General features: G+C 40.8%; 13 protein-coding genes. 4 read left to right on the plus strand and 9 right to left on the minus strand.

What is annotated here, in order from left to right; genetic code table 11:
• Nucleotides 1-89 precede the first annotated feature (89 nt).
• The 4 genes from KQP79_RS18265 to mutY form a co-directional block, all read right to left on the minus strand.
• Nucleotides 90-722, minus strand: coding sequence for a 4'-phosphopantetheinyl transferase family protein (locus tag KQP79_RS18265; RefSeq protein ID WP_061447523.1), 633 nt, complete (start codon nucleotides 720-722; stop codon nucleotides 90-92).
• Nucleotides 700-2055, minus strand: coding sequence for a gliding motility-associated protein GldE (locus KQP79_RS18270; RefSeq protein WP_004311253.1), 1356 nt, complete (start codon nucleotides 2053-2055; stop codon nucleotides 700-702). Before KQP79_RS18270 ends, KQP79_RS18265 begins: the two co-directional genes overlap by 23 nt.
• A gap of 77 nt (nucleotides 2056-2132) precedes the next feature.
• Nucleotides 2133-2612 (minus strand): single-stranded DNA-binding protein, encoded by a 480-nt coding sequence (locus KQP79_RS18275; protein ID WP_022200014.1) that lies wholly within the window; start codon nucleotides 2610-2612, stop codon nucleotides 2133-2135.
• Nucleotides 2613-2703: 91 nt separating this feature from the next.
• Nucleotides 2704-3753 carry an A/G-specific adenine glycosylase gene (gene mutY, locus KQP79_RS18280; RefSeq protein WP_004311255.1) on the minus strand — a complete coding sequence of 350 codons (1050 nt, stop codon included), beginning with the start codon at nucleotides 3751-3753 and terminating at the stop codon, nucleotides 2704-2706.
• Nucleotides 3754-3964: 211 nt separating this feature from the next.
• Between mutY and KQP79_RS18285 the strand changes: the two genes are divergently transcribed.
• Together KQP79_RS18285 and KQP79_RS18290 are read left to right on the plus strand one after the other, a co-directional pair.
• Entirely contained in the window at nucleotides 3965-4240 is a 276-nt protein-coding gene (locus tag KQP79_RS18285; protein WP_004300646.1) for an HU family DNA-binding protein, read from the plus strand.
• Nucleotides 4241-4523: 283 nt separating this feature from the next.
• On the plus strand, nucleotides 4524-6098 hold the full coding sequence (locus tag KQP79_RS18290; RefSeq protein WP_004304193.1) for an Rne/Rng family ribonuclease: 1575 nt from the start codon (nucleotides 4524-4526) through the stop codon (nucleotides 6096-6098).
• A 41-nt stretch (nucleotides 6099-6139) separates the two neighbouring features.
• Here KQP79_RS18290 and KQP79_RS18295 read toward each other — a convergent pair whose 3' ends face one another.
• The 5 genes from KQP79_RS18295 to KQP79_RS18315 form a co-directional block, all read right to left on the minus strand.
• Entirely contained in the window at nucleotides 6140-7699 is a 1560-nt protein-coding gene (locus KQP79_RS18295) for an ATP-binding protein (RefSeq protein ID WP_008648727.1), read from the minus strand.
• A gap of 567 nt (nucleotides 7700-8266) precedes the next feature.
• Nucleotides 8267-10828, minus strand: coding sequence for a collagen-like protein (locus KQP79_RS18300; protein ID WP_225483539.1), 2562 nt, complete (start codon nucleotides 10826-10828; stop codon nucleotides 8267-8269).
• A gap of 442 nt (nucleotides 10829-11270) precedes the next feature.
• Nucleotides 11271-12215 carry a tyrosine-type recombinase/integrase gene (locus KQP79_RS18305; protein ID WP_008644687.1) on the minus strand — a complete coding sequence of 315 codons (945 nt, stop codon included), beginning with the start codon at nucleotides 12213-12215 and terminating at the stop codon, nucleotides 11271-11273.
• A 395-nt stretch (nucleotides 12216-12610) separates the two neighbouring features.
• Nucleotides 12611-15574 carry a hypothetical protein gene (locus KQP79_RS18310; protein WP_004311303.1) on the minus strand — a complete coding sequence of 988 codons (2964 nt, stop codon included), beginning with the start codon at nucleotides 15572-15574 and terminating at the stop codon, nucleotides 12611-12613.
• A 396-nt stretch (nucleotides 15575-15970) separates the two neighbouring features.
• Nucleotides 15971-16915, minus strand: coding sequence for a tyrosine-type recombinase/integrase (locus tag KQP79_RS18315; protein WP_004311304.1), 945 nt, complete (start codon nucleotides 16913-16915; stop codon nucleotides 15971-15973).
• A gap of 203 nt (nucleotides 16916-17118) precedes the next feature.
• On the opposite strand from KQP79_RS18315, the gene KQP79_RS18320 reads away from it, so the two are divergent.
• A complete protein-coding gene (locus KQP79_RS18320; protein ID WP_004304199.1) occupies nucleotides 17119-17388 on the plus strand; it encodes a DUF4248 domain-containing protein in 270 nt (89 codons plus the stop codon).
• 461 nt (nucleotides 17389-17849) lie between these two features.
• Complete coding sequence (locus tag KQP79_RS18325; protein WP_004304200.1) at nucleotides 17850-18473, plus strand: hypothetical protein; 624 nt, start codon at nucleotides 17850-17852, stop codon at nucleotides 18471-18473.
• The last annotated feature ends 4 nt before the right edge of the window (nucleotides 18474-18477 follow it).

Here is an 18477-nt window from a genome sequence, read left to right on the forward strand (position 1 = left end):
AGGCAGTCTCATTTTTCGTTTTAGAAAGACACTACATTCGGACAATGATAACACACCGAGAAAAGAGCCTCACACATTTCCTCATCCGTTCAATTCAATGTCCACGTCAATACAAAGTCCTGACAAATACGATAACCGACAGAATAAAGTTCTTGCTGCGCCTTAACTAACTCCTGAACCTGAAACGTCCCCTCCTCTTGAGGAATAAAATGCGTCAGCCGGAGTTTACGAAGATCAGCATCCGCATTTTCCATCCGCTTGAAAACAGCTTCCTTTGCCGACCAATGCAATAACAGCCCCCAAGTTATATCTCCCTGATAAGATTCTACTTGCTCATCAGGACGGACATAGCGGTCGCATACCTTGTGAACCCGTTGGGCATATTGTTCAATGTCAATGCCTACCGGAACCGAAGAAGCAAGCATCACCGCCACATAACCTTTCGTATGAGAAATACTGATAAAAAAAGAATGATCTGTGAGATAAGGTTTCCCCTCGGGAGAGTAACCGATTTCCTTATCCTCCTGCAACATGGAATACAACAGAACACGAACCGACAACCATTCCATCTTACGACGTTCGGAGACAAAGCGATTCAATTCCTGCTCACAGAAAGCTCTTCGCGCACCGGGCAAAAGAAGCAATAAAGCATCCAAAGACTCTTCCATCTTCCAGACAGCCCACTGTATGCCATTCGTCTTATACTGCAGAAACGACGCCATCTTCCATTTCTTTCCGCAGAATTGTAAACTTAACTTTCAATATACGGCGACTATCCATTTCGAGCACTTCAAACTCATAATTGTGATACGTCACTTTCTCATGCAGCGCCGGGAATTCACCTTTAATTTCGAGCAACATACCTGCCAATGTATCTGCATCACCCACCACCTTTTCAAACTCGTCTTCGTCCACTTTTGCAATCTTATAGAAATCCGTCAACTGCGTTTTCGCTTCAAATATCCAGGTATGGTCATTCAAAACAACGTATGTACGCTCTTCGTCATCGTATTCGTCGTGAATCTCACCTACAATCTCTTCGATAATATCCTCCATCGTTACCAGCCCGGAAGTTCCTCCAAACTCATCCACAACGATAGCAATATGAATCTTATTCGCCTGGAAGTCACGCAGCAAATCATCAATCATCTTCGTCTCCGGCACAAAATAAGCCGGGCGAATCAATGACTGCCAACGGAAATTATCCCCCTTATTGACATGAGGCAGAAGGTCTTTAATATACAGCACCCCTTTAATATTGTCCCGTGAACCGGAATAGATAGGAATACGTGAATAAGCATTTTCAATGATACATTGCATCACCTCCTTGAAAGATGTACGGATATCCAGATCGACCATATCCAGACGTGATGTCATCACCTCCTTCACGGTTTCCCCACCGAAACGGATAATTCCCTCCAGAATATTGTTCTCTTCAGAAAGCTCTGCTTTATCCGTCAGTTCCAACGCGTGCGACAGTTCATCCACAGAAATATTGTGGCTCTTCTTCACAAAATGCTTATTCAGAAAAGTTGTCGAACGCACAAGCACAGTAGCTATCGGACGGAATACCTTTTCCAGAAAGTAAATTCCCGGTGCCGAAAAACGGCAAAAAGTCAATGTTTTCTGTGCCGAATAGATCTTAGGCATAATTTCACCGAACAACAACAGGAGGAAGGTCAGGATGACGGTCAGTATCAGGAACTCTGCCAACGGAGAATGGAAAACAAACACATTCATAAAGAAGAAATTGCAGAGCATGATAATGGTCACATTCACAAAATTGTTCGTAATCAATATCGTTGCCAAGAGACGTTCGGTGTCCCCAAGAAGAGCACTTATTTTATCGTCGGAAGGATGATTGCGCTCATCAATATCATTCCGATCAGAAGGAGATAGCGAGAAAAAAGCTATTTCGGAAGCCGAAGCAAAGCCGGAAGCAAGCAGAAGCACACCTGCCAGCACTATGGCAATAATAGCAGAGATAGAAGGAGTGTTTACGGTAATACCGTTGAAAATGTCAGCCAATTGGCTTAAATAACCATCTGAGTCCAAAGAGTTTATATTTTAGTTAAACAAAAGATAATGTGCCAATGAGTTAGAAAAAATCGATTGGCACACTATCACATTATTTAGAACGGCAAATCATCTGCCGGATTATCTTGTACAGGTTGCGCCTGCGACTGCTGCGTTTGTTGCGGCTGGCTGACAACCGGTTGTTGCTGCTGTCCCATAACAGGCTGTCCAGAAGCAGAAGCCCCCGCACCCGGGTTGGCTCCTTTCGGAGACAACATTTCCATATTATCCACATAAATTTCGGTAATATAGCGCATAGCACCCGACTGGTCGCTGTAAGAACGCGTTCTTATCTTCCCTTCCAGATACAGTTTGTCACCTTTGTGCACATATTTATCTACAATCTCCGCCAAACGGTTAGATGCAACGATATTATGCCACTCTGTTCTTTCGGGCACTTGGGTCCCATTTTGCAATGTATAGGCCCTATCAGTTGTAGCTAAACGGAAAGTAGCCACCGCTGAACCTGTATCGAAATACTTCACCTGAGGATCTTGTCCTACATTTCCCAACAATATTACTTTATTTACTGACATATATGCATCAAGTTTATGATTCTTAAAATTAAATCTGCTGCCAAAATTAAACAGAATAACAATAGGATGCAAGAATTTTAAGTATTAAAACTTAATACTTGCCATTTAGTGCTTGCAGCAGAGTTTGCACCAGCCTTGAAATAGCGTACTGCTCCAGTTCCTCCACTTTTATTTTCTGGAAATCACCGAAAGAAGTCAAATTTTCAGATAATGTTACTTCATACAGATTAGCATAAATCACCCGGTGAGACAACACATGCTTCACTTCCCTGCAAACAGAACGCACCACCGGCACTTCCCCCGATGCAAAGAATGCACGGAATTCCGGCAAAGCAAGAAATTCTTCCTCCGAAAGAGCCGTCGGAGTCTCTATCAATGGCAATTCGAACAGATTCTTCCAAATATCATTTCCTGTTCGTTTATTTATAAAGGTATACGCGCCCGCACGTACATAAATATAATTGAAGTAACGGTTGGTAGTCTTTGTTTTATGCTGTTTCACCGGAAGCTTTGTCACTAACCCCTTCGAAAGTGCCGAGCAACCGCCTGCCAAGGGACAAAACAAACAGTTGGGCGACTGCGGAGTACACTGAATCGCTCCGAAATCCATTATCCCCTGATTGTAAACAGCCGGATGCTTCTTATCCAACATCTCATCTGCCAATGCTGCAAAAAGTTTCTTTCCTTCCGTCGAATCAATCGGAGTATCTATACCGAAATAACGTGAAAGCACCCGATACACATTACCATCCACCACCGCATAAGGCATACCGTAAGCAAACGAACAGATAGCTGCCGCCGTGTACCCCCCCACTCCTTTCAGAGCCAGCACTTCCGGATATGTTTTCGGGAAAACACCATTCATGCTTTTGGCGGCAGCATGAAGATTGCGGGCACGCGAATAATACCCCAACCCCTGCCAATACTTCATCACCTCGTCCTCATCCGCAGCAGCCAAAGTCTGTACATCGGGAAAACGCTTGATAAAGCGAAGAAAATAATCATACCCCTGCGCCACCCGCGTCTGTTGAAGAATAATCTCCGAAATCCAGATCAGATACGGATCGGCAGACTCCCTCCAGGGCAGTTCACGTTTATTCTCTTCATACCACTCTACAATCGTTTTCGTAAACTCGTTCATATCCTCATTCCTAATGTATTATCTAACATTTATCTTGTATATCCTACTCAAAAGGCACACAAAAGTAACTCTTTTAGCTCTAAGAAAACCCTATGCCACTATTTTTTTAGAAAAATGTGCAGAATATATTTTTTTAGGAGCTTAAAAAGCTATATATTTGCAGTCCAAAAAATTAGCAATAACATAGTAATAATATTTTTTTTAAGGAAAAATGACTAAAGCAGATATTGTAAACGAGATTACAAAGAAAACTGGGATTGATAAGCAGACAGTTCTTACAACAGTTGAGGCATTTATGGATGCAGTAAAGGATTCACTGTCTAACGATGAGAACGTATACCTGCGTGGGTTTGGTAGTTTCGTAGTAAAGAAAAGAGCACAGAAAACTGCTCGTAACATTTCTAAAAACACTACGATCATTATTCCGGAGCACAACATTCCGGCTTTCAAACCGGCTAAGACATTTACAATTTCAGTAAAGAAATAATAAACAAGAGTATTAACCCATAAAATGTGAAGCTATGCCAAGCGGAAAAAAGAAAAAAAGACATAAAATGTCTACGCACAAGCGTAAAAAAAGACTAAGAAAGAACAGACATAAAAGCAAAAAATAATTTTTAAGTCTGGATCACACAGAAATAAAGAACAAACTTGCGAAGCTAATGTCTTTCAAGTTTGTTCTTTGTTTAAGTAGCTAACCCAAAATGAACAATTTGTCAAAAAAGTTGTTCATATAAACGAGATTCAATCAATAATAAAGAAACAAAACAGTGACAAATGAACTAGTAGTTGACGTACAGCCCAAAGAGGTCTCCATCGCCCTTCTCGAAGATAAGAGCCTGGTGGAACTTCAAAGCGAAGGAAGAAATATTTCTTTCTCTGTGGGCAATATGTATTTGGGACGTATCAAGAAATTGATGCCCGGACTAAATGCATGCTTTGTAGACGTCGGTTACGAGAAAGACGCTTTCCTTCATTATTTAGACTTGGGTCCTCAATTTAACTCACTCGAAAAGTTTGTAAAGCAGACTTTAAGCGACAAAAAGAAGCTGACCTCCATCAGCAAAGCAACCCTGCTTCCCGACCTTGACAAGGATGGAACTGTATCCAACACCCTCAAAGTAGGACAAGAAGTAGTGGTGCAAATCGTTAAGGAACCGATCTCCACTAAGGGACCGCGACTGACGTCCGAAATTTCGTTTGCCGGACGCTATCTCGTACTGATCCCTTTCAATGATAAGGTTTCTGTTTCACAAAAGATTAAATCGAGCGAAGAGCGCGCCCGCCTTAAACAACTGCTGATGAGCATCAAGCCTAAAAACTTTGGTGTCATTGTCCGCACGGTAGCCGAAGGCAAACGCGTAGCCGAACTCGACGGAGAGCTTAAAGTTTTGGTTAAGCATTGGGAAGATGCGATGGTAAAAGTACAAAAAGCCACCAAGTACCCGACGTTGATTTATGAAGAAACCAGCCGCGCCGTAGGTTTGTTGCGCGACCTCTTCAACCCATCATTTGAGAATATTCACGTCAACGACGAGGCTGTGTACAATGAAATTAGGGATTACGTATCACTGATTGCGCCCGACCGGGCTAATATCGTGAAACTGTACAAAGGCCAACTTCCCATTTACGACAATTTCGGTATCACCAAGCAGATTAAATCATCGTTTGGTAAAACAGTCTCTTACAAGAGTGGTGCCTATCTGATTATTGAGCACACTGAGGCGCTTCACGTAGTAGACGTGAACAGCGGTAATCGCACCAAGAATGCCAACGGGCAGGAAGGTAACGCACTCGAAGTAAATCTGGGAGCCGCCGACGAGCTGGCCCGCCAACTGCGATTAAGAGACATGGGTGGTATCATTGTCGTGGACTTCATCGATATGAATGAAGCCGAAAACCGTCAGAAGCTTTATGAACGAATGTGTGCCAATATGCAGAAAGACAGGGCACGGCATAATATTCTGCCGCTTAGCAAATTCGGGCTAATGCAGATTACACGCCAACGTGTGCGTCCGGCAATGGACGTCAACACGACCGAAACCTGCCCTACTTGCTTCGGCAAAGGCACTATCAAGTCGTCCATTCTCTTTACGGACACTTTGGAGAGTAAAATTGATTACCTGGTCAATAAACTGAAGGTTAAGAAATTCTCGTTACACGTCCATCCGTATGTTGCCGCCTATATCAATCAGGGACTCGTTTCTCTGAAACGGAAGTGGCAAATGAAATACGGATTCGGTATCAAGATTATTCCAAGTCAAAAACTCGCATTTCTGCAATATGTGTTCTATGATACACATGGAGAAGAAATCGATATGAAGGAAGAAATCGAAATCAAATAGACAGAAAAGGCGGCCCGGTCAAAACGAGTCGCCTTTTTGTTTTATCTATTTTCTTCAACTATCCATTTTTCAATATTACGGGTTTCCGCACTGAAGTTCACTCCTATTTTAAAGAGTTTCCGTTCATCCATCTCGAAAGGAAGAGCATAATGCTTGTCATTTATCTGCTGCAAGGCTTCTTCGGCCATACCATTCAGTTTAAATTCCATGATATAAATGAATTTGTCTGTCTGCAAGACAAGATCGATGCGCCCTTCGCTTGTATGATATTCCACTTTGGCATAGAAGCCGACCAGTTTAAAGACAATGAAAAGCACATTCTCGTAATGCAATTCCTGATCGCGAATCACTTCGTAGGTGGTATCTGCAAAGAAACTTTGCAGACGACGGAAGAAAGAATTATAATCCCCGGAACGTACTTCACGAACAAATTTCTGAATTTCAAACGGAGATTCTACCTTATTTACATTCGCATAATAAGGAAGCAGGAAACGGACAAATCCTTCTTCTACTTCACGATTCGGGAAACCTAACCGATACATTCCAAATTCTTCATCATACCCTTTAATAGTGAGATAACCACTCTGATAAATCACCGGAATGGGATTAGTAGATTCAGAGTCTATGCTATTCAATACTTGGGCGTCGGTTTCTTCATGCGTCATCCGCTCCAAGTCATAATGATGTTTTTGCAGCAATTTCACCAGATAGGTCGGTGTGCCCGTTTCAAACCAATAGCTGCCAAATTCTCTATACTTAAAAGCATTGAGCAAACTAAACGGATTGTACATGCCGATTGAATTGTGTGTAAAGTGATAGCCGTCATAACATTCTTTCAATTCTGCACAGAGTTTATCATACGTCACACCGCGTACGTCCGCAAATTCATGAAGCTCGGCATCCAAAGTATCATGAAGTTCCTGATCGCTAACCCCACAGATTTCAACATAATCTTTTCGCATGGATATATCGTCCAAGTTGTTCAAGTCACTAAACACACTGACTTTGCCAAACTTTGTCACACCGGTAAGGAATGCAAACTTGATGCAACCGTCCATTGTTTTAAGCGCTCCATAAAAAGGCTTTAATGTATTCCGAAATTGCTTTTGTAATTCCTCATTACCGATGGCTTGCAACATGGGTTTATCATATTCATCGACAAGAATAACCACACGTTGCCCCGCCAACTTACAGGCGCGCTCTATAATACCGGCAAAACGCAAAGAAAACGAACGTTCGGACGGCTCGGCACCATATAGTTTTTCCCATGCTGTCAGCGATTTATCAAGTATATTATCCAGACTTTCGGATGTATCATATTTCTCGATATTAAGGTCCAGATGCAGTATAGGATATTTTATCCAGTCCTTTTCCAGTTTTTCCACAGCCAGCCCTTCAAACAGTTCTTTCTTTCCTTGAAAATAGGCCTCTAAGGTGGAGACGAGCAGACTCTTTCCGAAACGGCGCGGACGACTCAAGAAGTAATAACTTCCAGTCTTTACCATTTGATACATCAGTGCTGTCTTATCAATATAGAAATAACCGTCATTACGAATTTTTTCGAAATTCTGAATGCCGATCGGATAAATTTTATGGCTCATATTCTCTTCTTTTATTAATCAATGCCTTTCTTGCAAAGATATATATTTTTAATAGAACTCTTTGTCATAGCAGGTTAAAAGATTCTTTTCAATCATTCATTCTGCACATTTCCCCGGAAACTTAGGGACGATAAAATAAGGGGATGATGACTGCACAAAATTACGAAAAGCCCGGACTTTCGCAAGCTCGGGCTTTCTGTATCTTGGGGACATCTCCTTTACCTATAGGGAAATGGGCGACTAGCAATTTGATTCTAGTACAACAAAAAAGACGTTCCAAGAGTAAAGATAAAAGGGATGCCAGTGGGAAATGTGGGGAGGCATCCCTTTTCTAATAGAAGAATAAAGATAGAAGGATGGACTTTCACAAGCTGTGTCTCTTCGCTTTGTCACTTCTCAACATATAATCTTCACACTTCGGTGAAGAAGGGTTTCATATTTATGGAGAGAGCGCACTTCAACAAGCACGGGCTCTCCTATTATGTTATATCATTCTAGAGATAGCTCCCACCTCTGCCAGAGGCAAATATAGAGGAACTATCTAATAGAACATTAAAGGATTTCAAATTAATCCGCAAAGAGAGCAGTAGGGAATGTTACTGTCTTCACCACAGGTGCAGGAGATGTTGCGCTCCAGCTGATTGAAGGAGTAATAGTAACCGTCACTACCAAATCTTGCACAAGACCCTTCAAGGCCTTACCAACTGTTGTTAATTTCAGTTTCTTATTAGCATCAAACTCGAAGTTAACTTTATCACTTAGTTCTACCTTAATAGAATATCCATAAAGAGCAAGAACATCGTCAGCGGTAGTCAAAACACTAGTGTCATAAGTTTCACCATTTGCAGTCGGCCACATATTCTTACCTTTTCTGTCTTTCCATACAATGTCACCCAGTACATCAATCTCTGCATCTATGGTTTCAGCTGTATACGCTGTTGTGATACCTTTTTTAGCGTCCGTTGCACCAAATGTTGATGTAAGCAGTTTTGATAATGAGATAAATTTCACCTTTTGGTTAGCAATTGAAGCAGGTTCAGCAGCATCGTTAGGTTGACAATTTACATTTACGGTCAATGCCATATTGTCTTTAGCGTGATCCATGTCTACTGTGAATTTACCGTTAGATTCACTTCCTACAGGATCTTCACCATTCTTGTCTATAGCATACGTAATATTGTTGTATATACCTGCATTAACTCCTTCAGTAATAGCGCTCCATGTAGTAAAGATTGAGCCCATTTCTCTTTCGAGGCTGATGCTCTGAATCTTATCACCATTCTTAGTTTCATTAATCAGAAGAGATACCTCGTCATCTTCAGTCCACATACCTGAAGTTTTTGTAAATACAGGCATCTTATAGTCAACAGTTACCGGCATTTTGAATATAATTTGCTTCGTTGCGTCGACGTCAACTGTCAATACGACTTCCATAGTACCCTTGTATGCAGCGGCTACTGTCAGTTTCAGGTTATCATATTTAGTATCACCAGAAGCACCAATACCACTGAACTTCACTTTGTCTCCATCGTTAACCGTAGCAGTTGAGCTAGCAAGTTTAGCAGCTGTAATAGCGTCTTTGATTGCCTTAATATTAGCTGCTGACACAACAATGTCGGATTTTTCTGATTTATTCCAAACTACCGTCTGTGCTGCCAAAGATTTTGTTTCTATTTGCTTAAAGGTGACAGTCAGTTTAGCCGGAGCAGAGGAGCCACCGACGCTAGAATAATCAATGCCCTCATGAGCTTCTCCATCAAAAGGAATACCATTTGTAGTTATATAGCAGACTTCAACCTTTGCTTCTTGCCCTTTGGTAGAAGTGATGGTTTGTTTGCCGGCCTCGTTCGTTCCCAATGTTACACCTTCAGGAGCATCGGCTGCCAACTTATAATAATATGCATAGACTGTACTCAAATCCATAGGAGTGGTGGTAGCTGCAGCTGCCAAGTCATCCAAAACCTGTACCTCACCAACTTTTGCGGACACTGCTGCATCTACCAGTTTAGTAGCACTTGTAACTGCTTCTGGTTTGATTTTAACATCATAAGCAGAGATTATTTCATTGTTCCATGCGTCTTTTGTACAGAATGCGTATGCTTCATCGGCAGGAAGGGCATTCTCCAGATTCAAACCATCTTTTAGTGTAACAGTAAGGTCGTAAACACCACGATTCACTTTAGCTTCGGTAGCACGTGTCAATGGTTTTGCAGTTTTATTTTGTTCGATCTTAGAGATAACAAAATTAGCTTCATTTTGAGAATTCATCAAATAGATTTGATATTTGCTATCAGTAAAGTCAGGACCTACCGGATTAATCAACGCATTCAACACGCCGGAATTAGTTATTAACAGGTCATTTTTCTTAAATTCTTTTTTCTCATCACCCATACCAAAAGTGAAATCAGCTTTGCATTGAGCATAACTTAATTTAAGTTCCTTTGTTCCGCCTGTAGTGATTTTACCATTATTAATATTCACTCCTTCAATGCTACTAATCAAAGCTGCAGTAGGCAAAATACTTGTTAATTCAGTTCCAGTAGTTTTATCTTTTACATGTAGAGTGAAGCTAGGTAATCCCTCATTCTGTACAGCATAAACAGTGGCTGACGAATAATCACCTTTTACCCATTTATTTGTAACGTCATCATAAAAATACCAATAATCTTTTTCAAATTCACCTGTTCCATCGCCAATAAAAGGAGATTTTCCGGCAGGACCGGCAGGACCAACAGGACCTTCAGGACCAACAGGACCTTCGGGGCCAACAGGACCAGTAGCACCGGTCTCACCCTTTTCACCTCGTGCCGGTTTCCCAGTATCAGCACCGTCTATAAACCAGTTTCCATTTTCTCCAATTTCAACGACAGATCCATCTTTACCATTCACAATAGAATATTTATTTCCATTGTTGAAAGTAATTTCAAATCCACCAGTGATACTTTTAATGTCTGTTACCCAATTACCTGCATTCACTTTTGCTTGCAGTTCAGCAAGACCTGCCGCATTGGCATCAATCTGCGTTTGCAGATTGTCGATGTCATCATCATAGTCTTTACAGCCTACATAAGTGACAGTAGCAAGCGTCAATGCCCCGAAAAGCATTACCCTAACAAAATTTTTCTTCATAACTACTTAAAAATTACATTAATAATATATTATTAAACACTAAGTTTCAATAATAGCACGCCCGTTACTCTGTAGGTAACGGAGAAACCTTTGTGCCTGCTTTTCGGGAGTAGTCAATACTGGGAAATGATAAGATAAACAATGAAACATTTTTACCCCTGCTTCTGAAAGACAGTAGAGGAAAGGAGATCTTTTGCAAAAATTTAGAAGTTAACAAAGCCCTAATACAAAGAATCCGCGTGTTTTATTTGATTAATTCCTGTTTTGAGTAGTTTATTAGAAAAAATGTATGATTTCGTTTGGTTGTTTTAAGAAATATGCTCATATTTGCACCGATATTCNGTAGTTTATTAGAAAAAATGTATGATTTCGTTTGGTTGTTTTAAGAAATATGCTCATATTTGCACCGATATTCATTCCCGTTACCTACAGAGTAACAGAGTTATTTCCAAGCACTTACACCTACAATAGAACGTTTTACAAAGTCAAGAACTTGTTTATTTGCTTCATCAATTTTCTTACTCCGGAAAGGTTTCAGATAAGTCTCCGTCACAGTGATAGACGAATGTCCCATCGCTTCGGAAATAATACCCGGATGGATTTCACAATAATAAGCTGTCGTAGCCCAGGTATGGCGGGCGGTGTACGAGCTCAATTTATCGGATAATCCCAATAATTCACCTAGCAACATCAACTGTTGGTTAAAACTGCGCAATGCCAACTGATATTCGCGATACGCCTCTTTAGTTCCTTCACGGCTTTTCAACAATGGAAATAAATAGGGAGAAGAGGGATCGCGATTCATATACTTCTTCACCAGGATCATCGCTTCGGGAGTCAACGTCACAGACAACGGGCGCCCTGTTTTACGCCGGCGATATGTTATTACGTTATCACGCAAATCACTCTTACGCAAATAAGCGAGATCGACAAACGGCATACCACGAAGCGAAAACATCAGAATGAACAACTCTTGCGCCTGACATACAGCAAATGGCACACCTGACGTACGAGACAATTTGGCAAACACCTTCTTCATATCTTCATCACACAACGCACGTTTATGATCGGTACGAGTACCGGTATAAACAGAACGGAACAGATGAGGTACATAAGGAGCTTTCCCAAGATCGACGGCACGATTGTAAACCGCACGAAACGTACGCAGATAAGTGGAAACGGTGTTCCAGCTACAACCACGACTACGAAGATGTATTTCAAATCCTTTTAACCACTCCGGACTCACTTCTTCAAAGGTGAAGTCCGCTTTCCCACAATAAGCAATGATGGCATTCAGACTGCTACGATAAACGTGTGCAGTACCGAAGTTTCCCTCCACCTGTAGCCCCGTGGCTACTTGCTTCATAAATGTTACTACTTTCAACATTTTCTCAATTTATTAATTTATTCGACAATAAAGATACAAGTATTCTTTCATCTAAAAACTCATCATACGAACAAAACTGAAAACGAAGATGTTTTTATAGAGAAAGCTATCAAAGTCGATTTATAACAAAAACCCGGACTTTCGCAAGCTCGGGTTTTCTATATCTTGTGAACGCCTCCTTTACCTATAGGGAAATGAGGGACTAGCAATTTGATTCTAGTACAACAAAAAAGACGTTCCAAGAGTAAAGATAAAAGGGATGCCAGTGGGAAATTAGGGTGGCATCCCTTTTCTAATAGAAGAACAAAGATGGAAGGATGGACTTTCACAAGCTGTGTCCTTCGCTTTGTTCTGGGGTAAAAATATCTTTTTCACACATAGGTGAAGAAGGGTTTTTAGTCTGGAATACTAGTTGACTCTTTTGTCGGATCTATTTTCACTGTAACCGTTTTACCAGCAGCATAATTAGTAATTGTTCCCCAACGTGATTCGGCAACAATGTTAACAATAATGCTAACTTCAGCTTTCAACTGCTTTCCTGTATTGGTAAGAGTCAAAGCACCCGTATTCTTATCTAAAGTAACATATTTAGCATTAGCGGCATCAGCCAATTCAAATGTAGGAGCTACAAATCCGAATATGCCTAATGGAGCTGCTCCCCATTTGTCGCCAGCTTTTACTTCCTTACCTGCTTCCCACATTTTCTCTTTATTAGAAGCTTTCCATATAGCTCCTGTTGCAAGTTGAGTAGTTGCATCCACTTTATCACTACCAATCTTCACTGTTGTAGCAGTCGGAGCAGTCCATTCACCACTAAGATCAGCAAGAGTAAAGGTTGTTTCCTTAGAAGTTACTAATTCGATATCTGCTCCAGCCGCATTTTTAGCAATAACCTTAGCAACAACTACTATAGCCTTAGCAGGAGCAGGGTTAGAGTATGTATTATCCACTTTCAAGACATTATCTGCAAGGCTAACACCAGTGATCGCCTCTTTCAGTGAGAACTGAACAGTAGCACCTACCTTCTTAGCATTGTCCACAATCGTTGCATAGTTCGCAAAGAGAGAAGGGATTTCCATCATGAAATTCATAGATGTAGGCTTGTCTGCCGGAAGAAGATTTGCGGTCAAAGCCAAACTTGATCCACCAGTAATAATCTTATCATCATACGTCAATGTGTAATCAGCATCTGTTACCTCAACTGTAATTGATGGTTTCAAAGTGAAGTTCTGTACATCAGATACCTTTACTTTTACTTCCGGTACATAAGTATCTTTTACTGTACCCTTCGGAACTACAATTTCCAATTCGTTTGTAGTGGTATTAGCTTTAAATCTCAAATATACTCCTTCTGCAGCTTTAAAGGCAAAATTCTCTGCTGGCAATTTTTCATAAACTTCCTGACTAATACCAATATCAGTACTACCACCAGTTGTACCATAAGGAACTGTCACATCAGCTACTTGTTCTTTTGTTCCATCAAATTTAACTGCCGAAATAGTTGGAGAAACTTCCGGATCTGTCGATGCCGCTTTAGCGGTAACATCAGCAAAAGCAGTAACTTTCTCGAAATCAGTACCAGTGATTGTTACAGTGGCCTTTGGTTTGGCTATTTTACCATTAGAAGCATCAGTATAATTTTTCAACTTCAGTACACCCTTCTCAATGGTATAGGAAGCCGCATCATCGCCCTCTACCTTATATGATACTACGAACTTCTCGGCATTCACACTGCTTGCCATTGGCTCATTAGTAACATCATCACCAGCTCTATTTTTACCAGTAATCTGAAGAACAGCTCCCGTTGCATAATCTACAACTGATAGAGGTTTATCATAAAGAATATAATCAATTTCTTTATTCGGTGATTCCACTTTTACATCAGTAATCGCTCTATAATCCGAAATTACCGGGAAATAGTTCGAACTGATATTAGTCAGATTCTTGCTTTGATCTTTAGCGATAAGATTCAGACTAACAGCGAAACTCTTGTCCGTTGAAGTAGAAATAGTAAAAGTAACGATACCTGTAGCTTCGTCTACTTCCGTTTTCTCAATGTTATAAATCTCGGCTGTGCGGGTCTTAATTTCCTGTCCGTCGAACGAAGGAGCATAATTCTCTGCGAAGTTGGCAACGGCCGTTGCAGGAGAAATACGGAATTTCATCTGGATCGGTTTCGTTTCAGCTACCAATTTATTATCGTAGAAATAAGACATAAAGATGATTTTACCATCTTCATATTCAGGAACATAAACTACGCTCTGAATCTGATTTTCAAGTGCTGTGATACGAGTTTTTAATGCAGTAAACTCTCCATCTACCCCACTTTTATAAGTAGCAAGATAGGCTTCTACTTTATTATCAAAATCTGCTTTAGTAGCGCAATAGCCATAACTAGCTTTGATCGTAGAGATTTCAGCCAATACTGCCGCAAAATTTTCATAACCACCACCAGCTAAAGCTGTTTCGATAGTTGTTTTAAATGTAGTAAGCGTAGTGATATTACTGGTAACAGTTTGGTAAGCAGTTGCCTGTTCACTCTTATAAGTTTCAAAACTAGTACTCAACGTTGCTAATTTATCGTCTACACCTTTGATAGCAAGATTGATAGCAGAGGTTTCCGCCAATACCTGTGATTCAATAACCTCGTTTACATATTTAGCAATAGAGCCATTGTCTTTCAGCAACTCCAGAACTTCGTTATCAACCAATCCTGCAAGTTCAGAATGGGCTACGTAAGCAGTCAAATCATCCTTCGATGCAGCGTTTTGATTGAATGTTTCCAATGCGGTGATTCTGCCATCCAATTTTTGCAGTTCCAAGATATTAGCTTGTATCTCAACAATAGCAGCCGCATTATTGTCAGCCATATCTTTTACAGCCTTCAATTCATTCTTAGCTTCTGCCAGTTCATTTGCTAATTTTTTCAGGTCTTCGCTAGATGCAGCACCAGCCAATTTTTCTGTCAGGTCGGCAACTTTAGCTTCCAGATCTTTTTTCGTTTCGTTCAAAGTTCCCTCGATTGAGTTTACTTGTTTTGAAAGTTCGGTAATCTGGTCGCCCAATGTTTTAATAGTACTTGCATCTGCTTTGTTTTCCAACGCAGTCTGCAACGCTTCTACTGTTTTCAGCAAATCCTGTACTGCCTTGCTATCCGCCTTACCATCAATAGCAGTTTGCAATTGAGTCTGCAAAGTTTGAATGGCACTAGATATGGCCGCTTTCATGTCCTCTGTACTCACCGGATTAGTGGACGTAACTTTATCAATCTGCTCTTGCAGATTTTTGATGTCATCGTCATAGTCCTTACAACTCGTTACAGTTGTACTAACCGCAAGCGTCAATGCCCCAAAAAGCATTACCCTAACAAATTTTTTCTTCATAACTACTTAAAAATTACATTAATAATATATTATTAAACACTAAGTTTCAATAATAGCCGCCCGTTACTTCGTAGGTAACGGATAAACCTTTGTACCTGCTCTTTTGGAGTAGTCAATACTGAAAAATAAGACGATAAGCAATGAAACATTTTTACCCCTGCTTCTGAAAGGCAGTAGAGGGAGGGAAATCTTTTGCAAAATTTAGAAGTTAACAAAGTCCTAATACAAAGAATCCGTGTGTTTTATTTGTTTAATTCCTCTTTTGAGTAGTTTATTAGAAAAAATGTATGATTTCGTTTGGTTGTTTTAAGAAATATGCTCATATTTGCACCGATATTTCAACCCGTTACCTACGAAGTAACAGAGTAAAAATCAAGCACTTGCACCCATCACCGAGCGTTTTACAAAGTCGAGCACCTGTTTATTTGCTTCATCAATTTTCTTACTTCGAAAAGGTTTCAAATAAGTTTCCGTTACAGTGATAGACGAATGTCCCATTGCTTCGGAAATAATGCCCGGATGAATTTCGCAATAATACGCAGTCGTCGCCCAAGTATGACGTGCGGTATATGAGCTCAACCGGTCTTTGAGTCCAAGCAGCTTTCCCACCAGTTCCAACTGATAGTTAAAATTGCGCAGAGCCAGTTGATATTCCCTATACGCCATTGGCGAACCTTCGTCACTGTGAAGAATCGGGAATAAATAGGGCGACTGCTCCTCGCGACTCATATACTTCCGTAAAAGAAACATCGCTTCCGACGTCAACGTCACAGACAGTGGACGCCCCGTTTTACGACGACGATAGCTAATCACATTCCCCCGGAGATCACTCTTACGCAGATAAGCCAGATCGACAAAAGGCAGCCCCCGGAGCAGGAACATCAGGATGAACAATTCCTGCGCACCCCTCATGGCAGGAGTAACCGCATCCGACTGCAACAGACGGGCAAATACCTTCTTCATATCCTCCGCATCCAATGCCCGACGACGGTCCGCCCGCGTACCTGTATATACGGAGCGAAACAAATGCGGCACATAAGGCGCTTTCCGAAGATCGACAGCACGATTGTAAACCGCACGCAACGTGCGAAGATACGTAGACACCGTGTTCCAGCTACACCCACGAGCACGAAGGCTACCCTCAAAATGCTTCAACCACTCCGGAGTTATTTCCGGGAACGACAAACAACCGGAACCCTGAAAAGTAAGAATCGCATTCAAACTACTTCTATATACATGAGCAGTCCCTAAATTCCCACTCTGCTGCAAATCAACAGCCACTTGTTTCATAAACGAAGTAAAACTTTCCTTTTTCATTAAAAAATAATTTAATAATTAATATTTACTAATTTCACAATTTACTTTAGTAAAATACGAAAATATATATACAAAGATTTACATATATAAAATTATAATATTAAAAACTGAAATATTCACATTATCTATCAAATTTATTTTTATACATTTGCGCAGTTTTTTTAAACAAATAATCATTTTAATTACTAAAAAACAACAAAGTTATGAACAACAATGAACCAGCTGCCGAACACTACAGCATCAATGGATTCAAGTATTTCTCCGAGTTGGCGAAAGAATATTTTCCAGATCTGGCAAACGCCTCTTCCGCCAGCAAAAAAATGCGCAAACGCATCAAAGCAGACAAGACGTTGAACGAACAACTGGCTGCCGCGTATTACACCTGCCAAACAATCGACATCAGTCCCGAAATGCAACTAATCCTTTACCGCCATTGGGGACCTCCCCACATCGACCTGCCGACCAACGTTTAATTACGTAGTAGAAAACGAAAACATCGACAAGGAATAAAAAGAAAATCGAACTATATATTTTTAAATATATCATTTATCTTTTTATTGTTTATTATGTATTCCACTTTGCGTTCACCACTTTTTTCGGAAAAGAAGATAACTATCATTTATACAGCTATTTACAGAAAGAAAAAAGCGTTCCACAAAGCGTTCGGCAAAATGACCGTTTTTTTCATTCCAAACAGAGCCTCCGAATCCTCCCAACGAAGGCTCTGTTTATCTCCGGCAGAAGTTCTATCAAACACAAACAGAGCATCCGTTTCATCTCCTGATCGCTTCTTCGCCCCATGAAAGAAAACAAAAATACAACAACTTACGTACCACAACTATTCTTCTTCGTCCACACCCGTCCACAAACAGACACACCCCTTGCAAACCGCACGGGAATAGCGTACTTTTACAGAAAATTTAAATAACACTCAATGAAAAATTTCAATTTTCAAGCCATGCTGAAACATGGTTTTCTCATTATCCCTAAAGCCTTACTACAGCAGCAGATAGAAGACCGACACATGCAAGAAGGAGAAATAGAAGCTCTCCTGAAAATTCTGATGAAGGTCAATTATTCGGATACACTCTACAACGACCGTCAAAATAAAAACTGCCTGTGTAAAAGAGGCGAAAGCCTGTTTAGTTATCGCGACTGGAGCCACATCTTCCACTGGTCTGTCGGAAAAGCCTTCAGGTTCATACACGAGCTTGCCACGCTGGGAATTATAGAAATCATCTCTCACCCCAACAATTCCTCCCTGCATATTCGTGTCGTCGAATACGATAAATGGATGGGAGTTCCCGATAGCGACAAGCAGAAAAAGAAAGCCGTCAACGAAAAGTTTCACCTGTTCTGGAATGAATTCCACAGCATCACACAGCTCCCCAAAGAGAATATCGCCAAAGCACAACGCGAATGGAAAAAGTTGGGCGACAAGGAACAGCAACTCGCCATCGACAGGATAGAGGAATATTATTTCCACCAAACGAACATCAATTTCCTTCTCCATGCCGCCAGCTATTTATCCAACAAAGCTTTTCTTAACGAATACTGATAAT

This window comes from Bacteroides sp. DH3716P, assembly GCF_025914115.1.
GTDB classification, from domain to species: domain Bacteria; phylum Bacteroidota; class Bacteroidia; order Bacteroidales; family Bacteroidaceae; genus Bacteroides; species Bacteroides ovatus.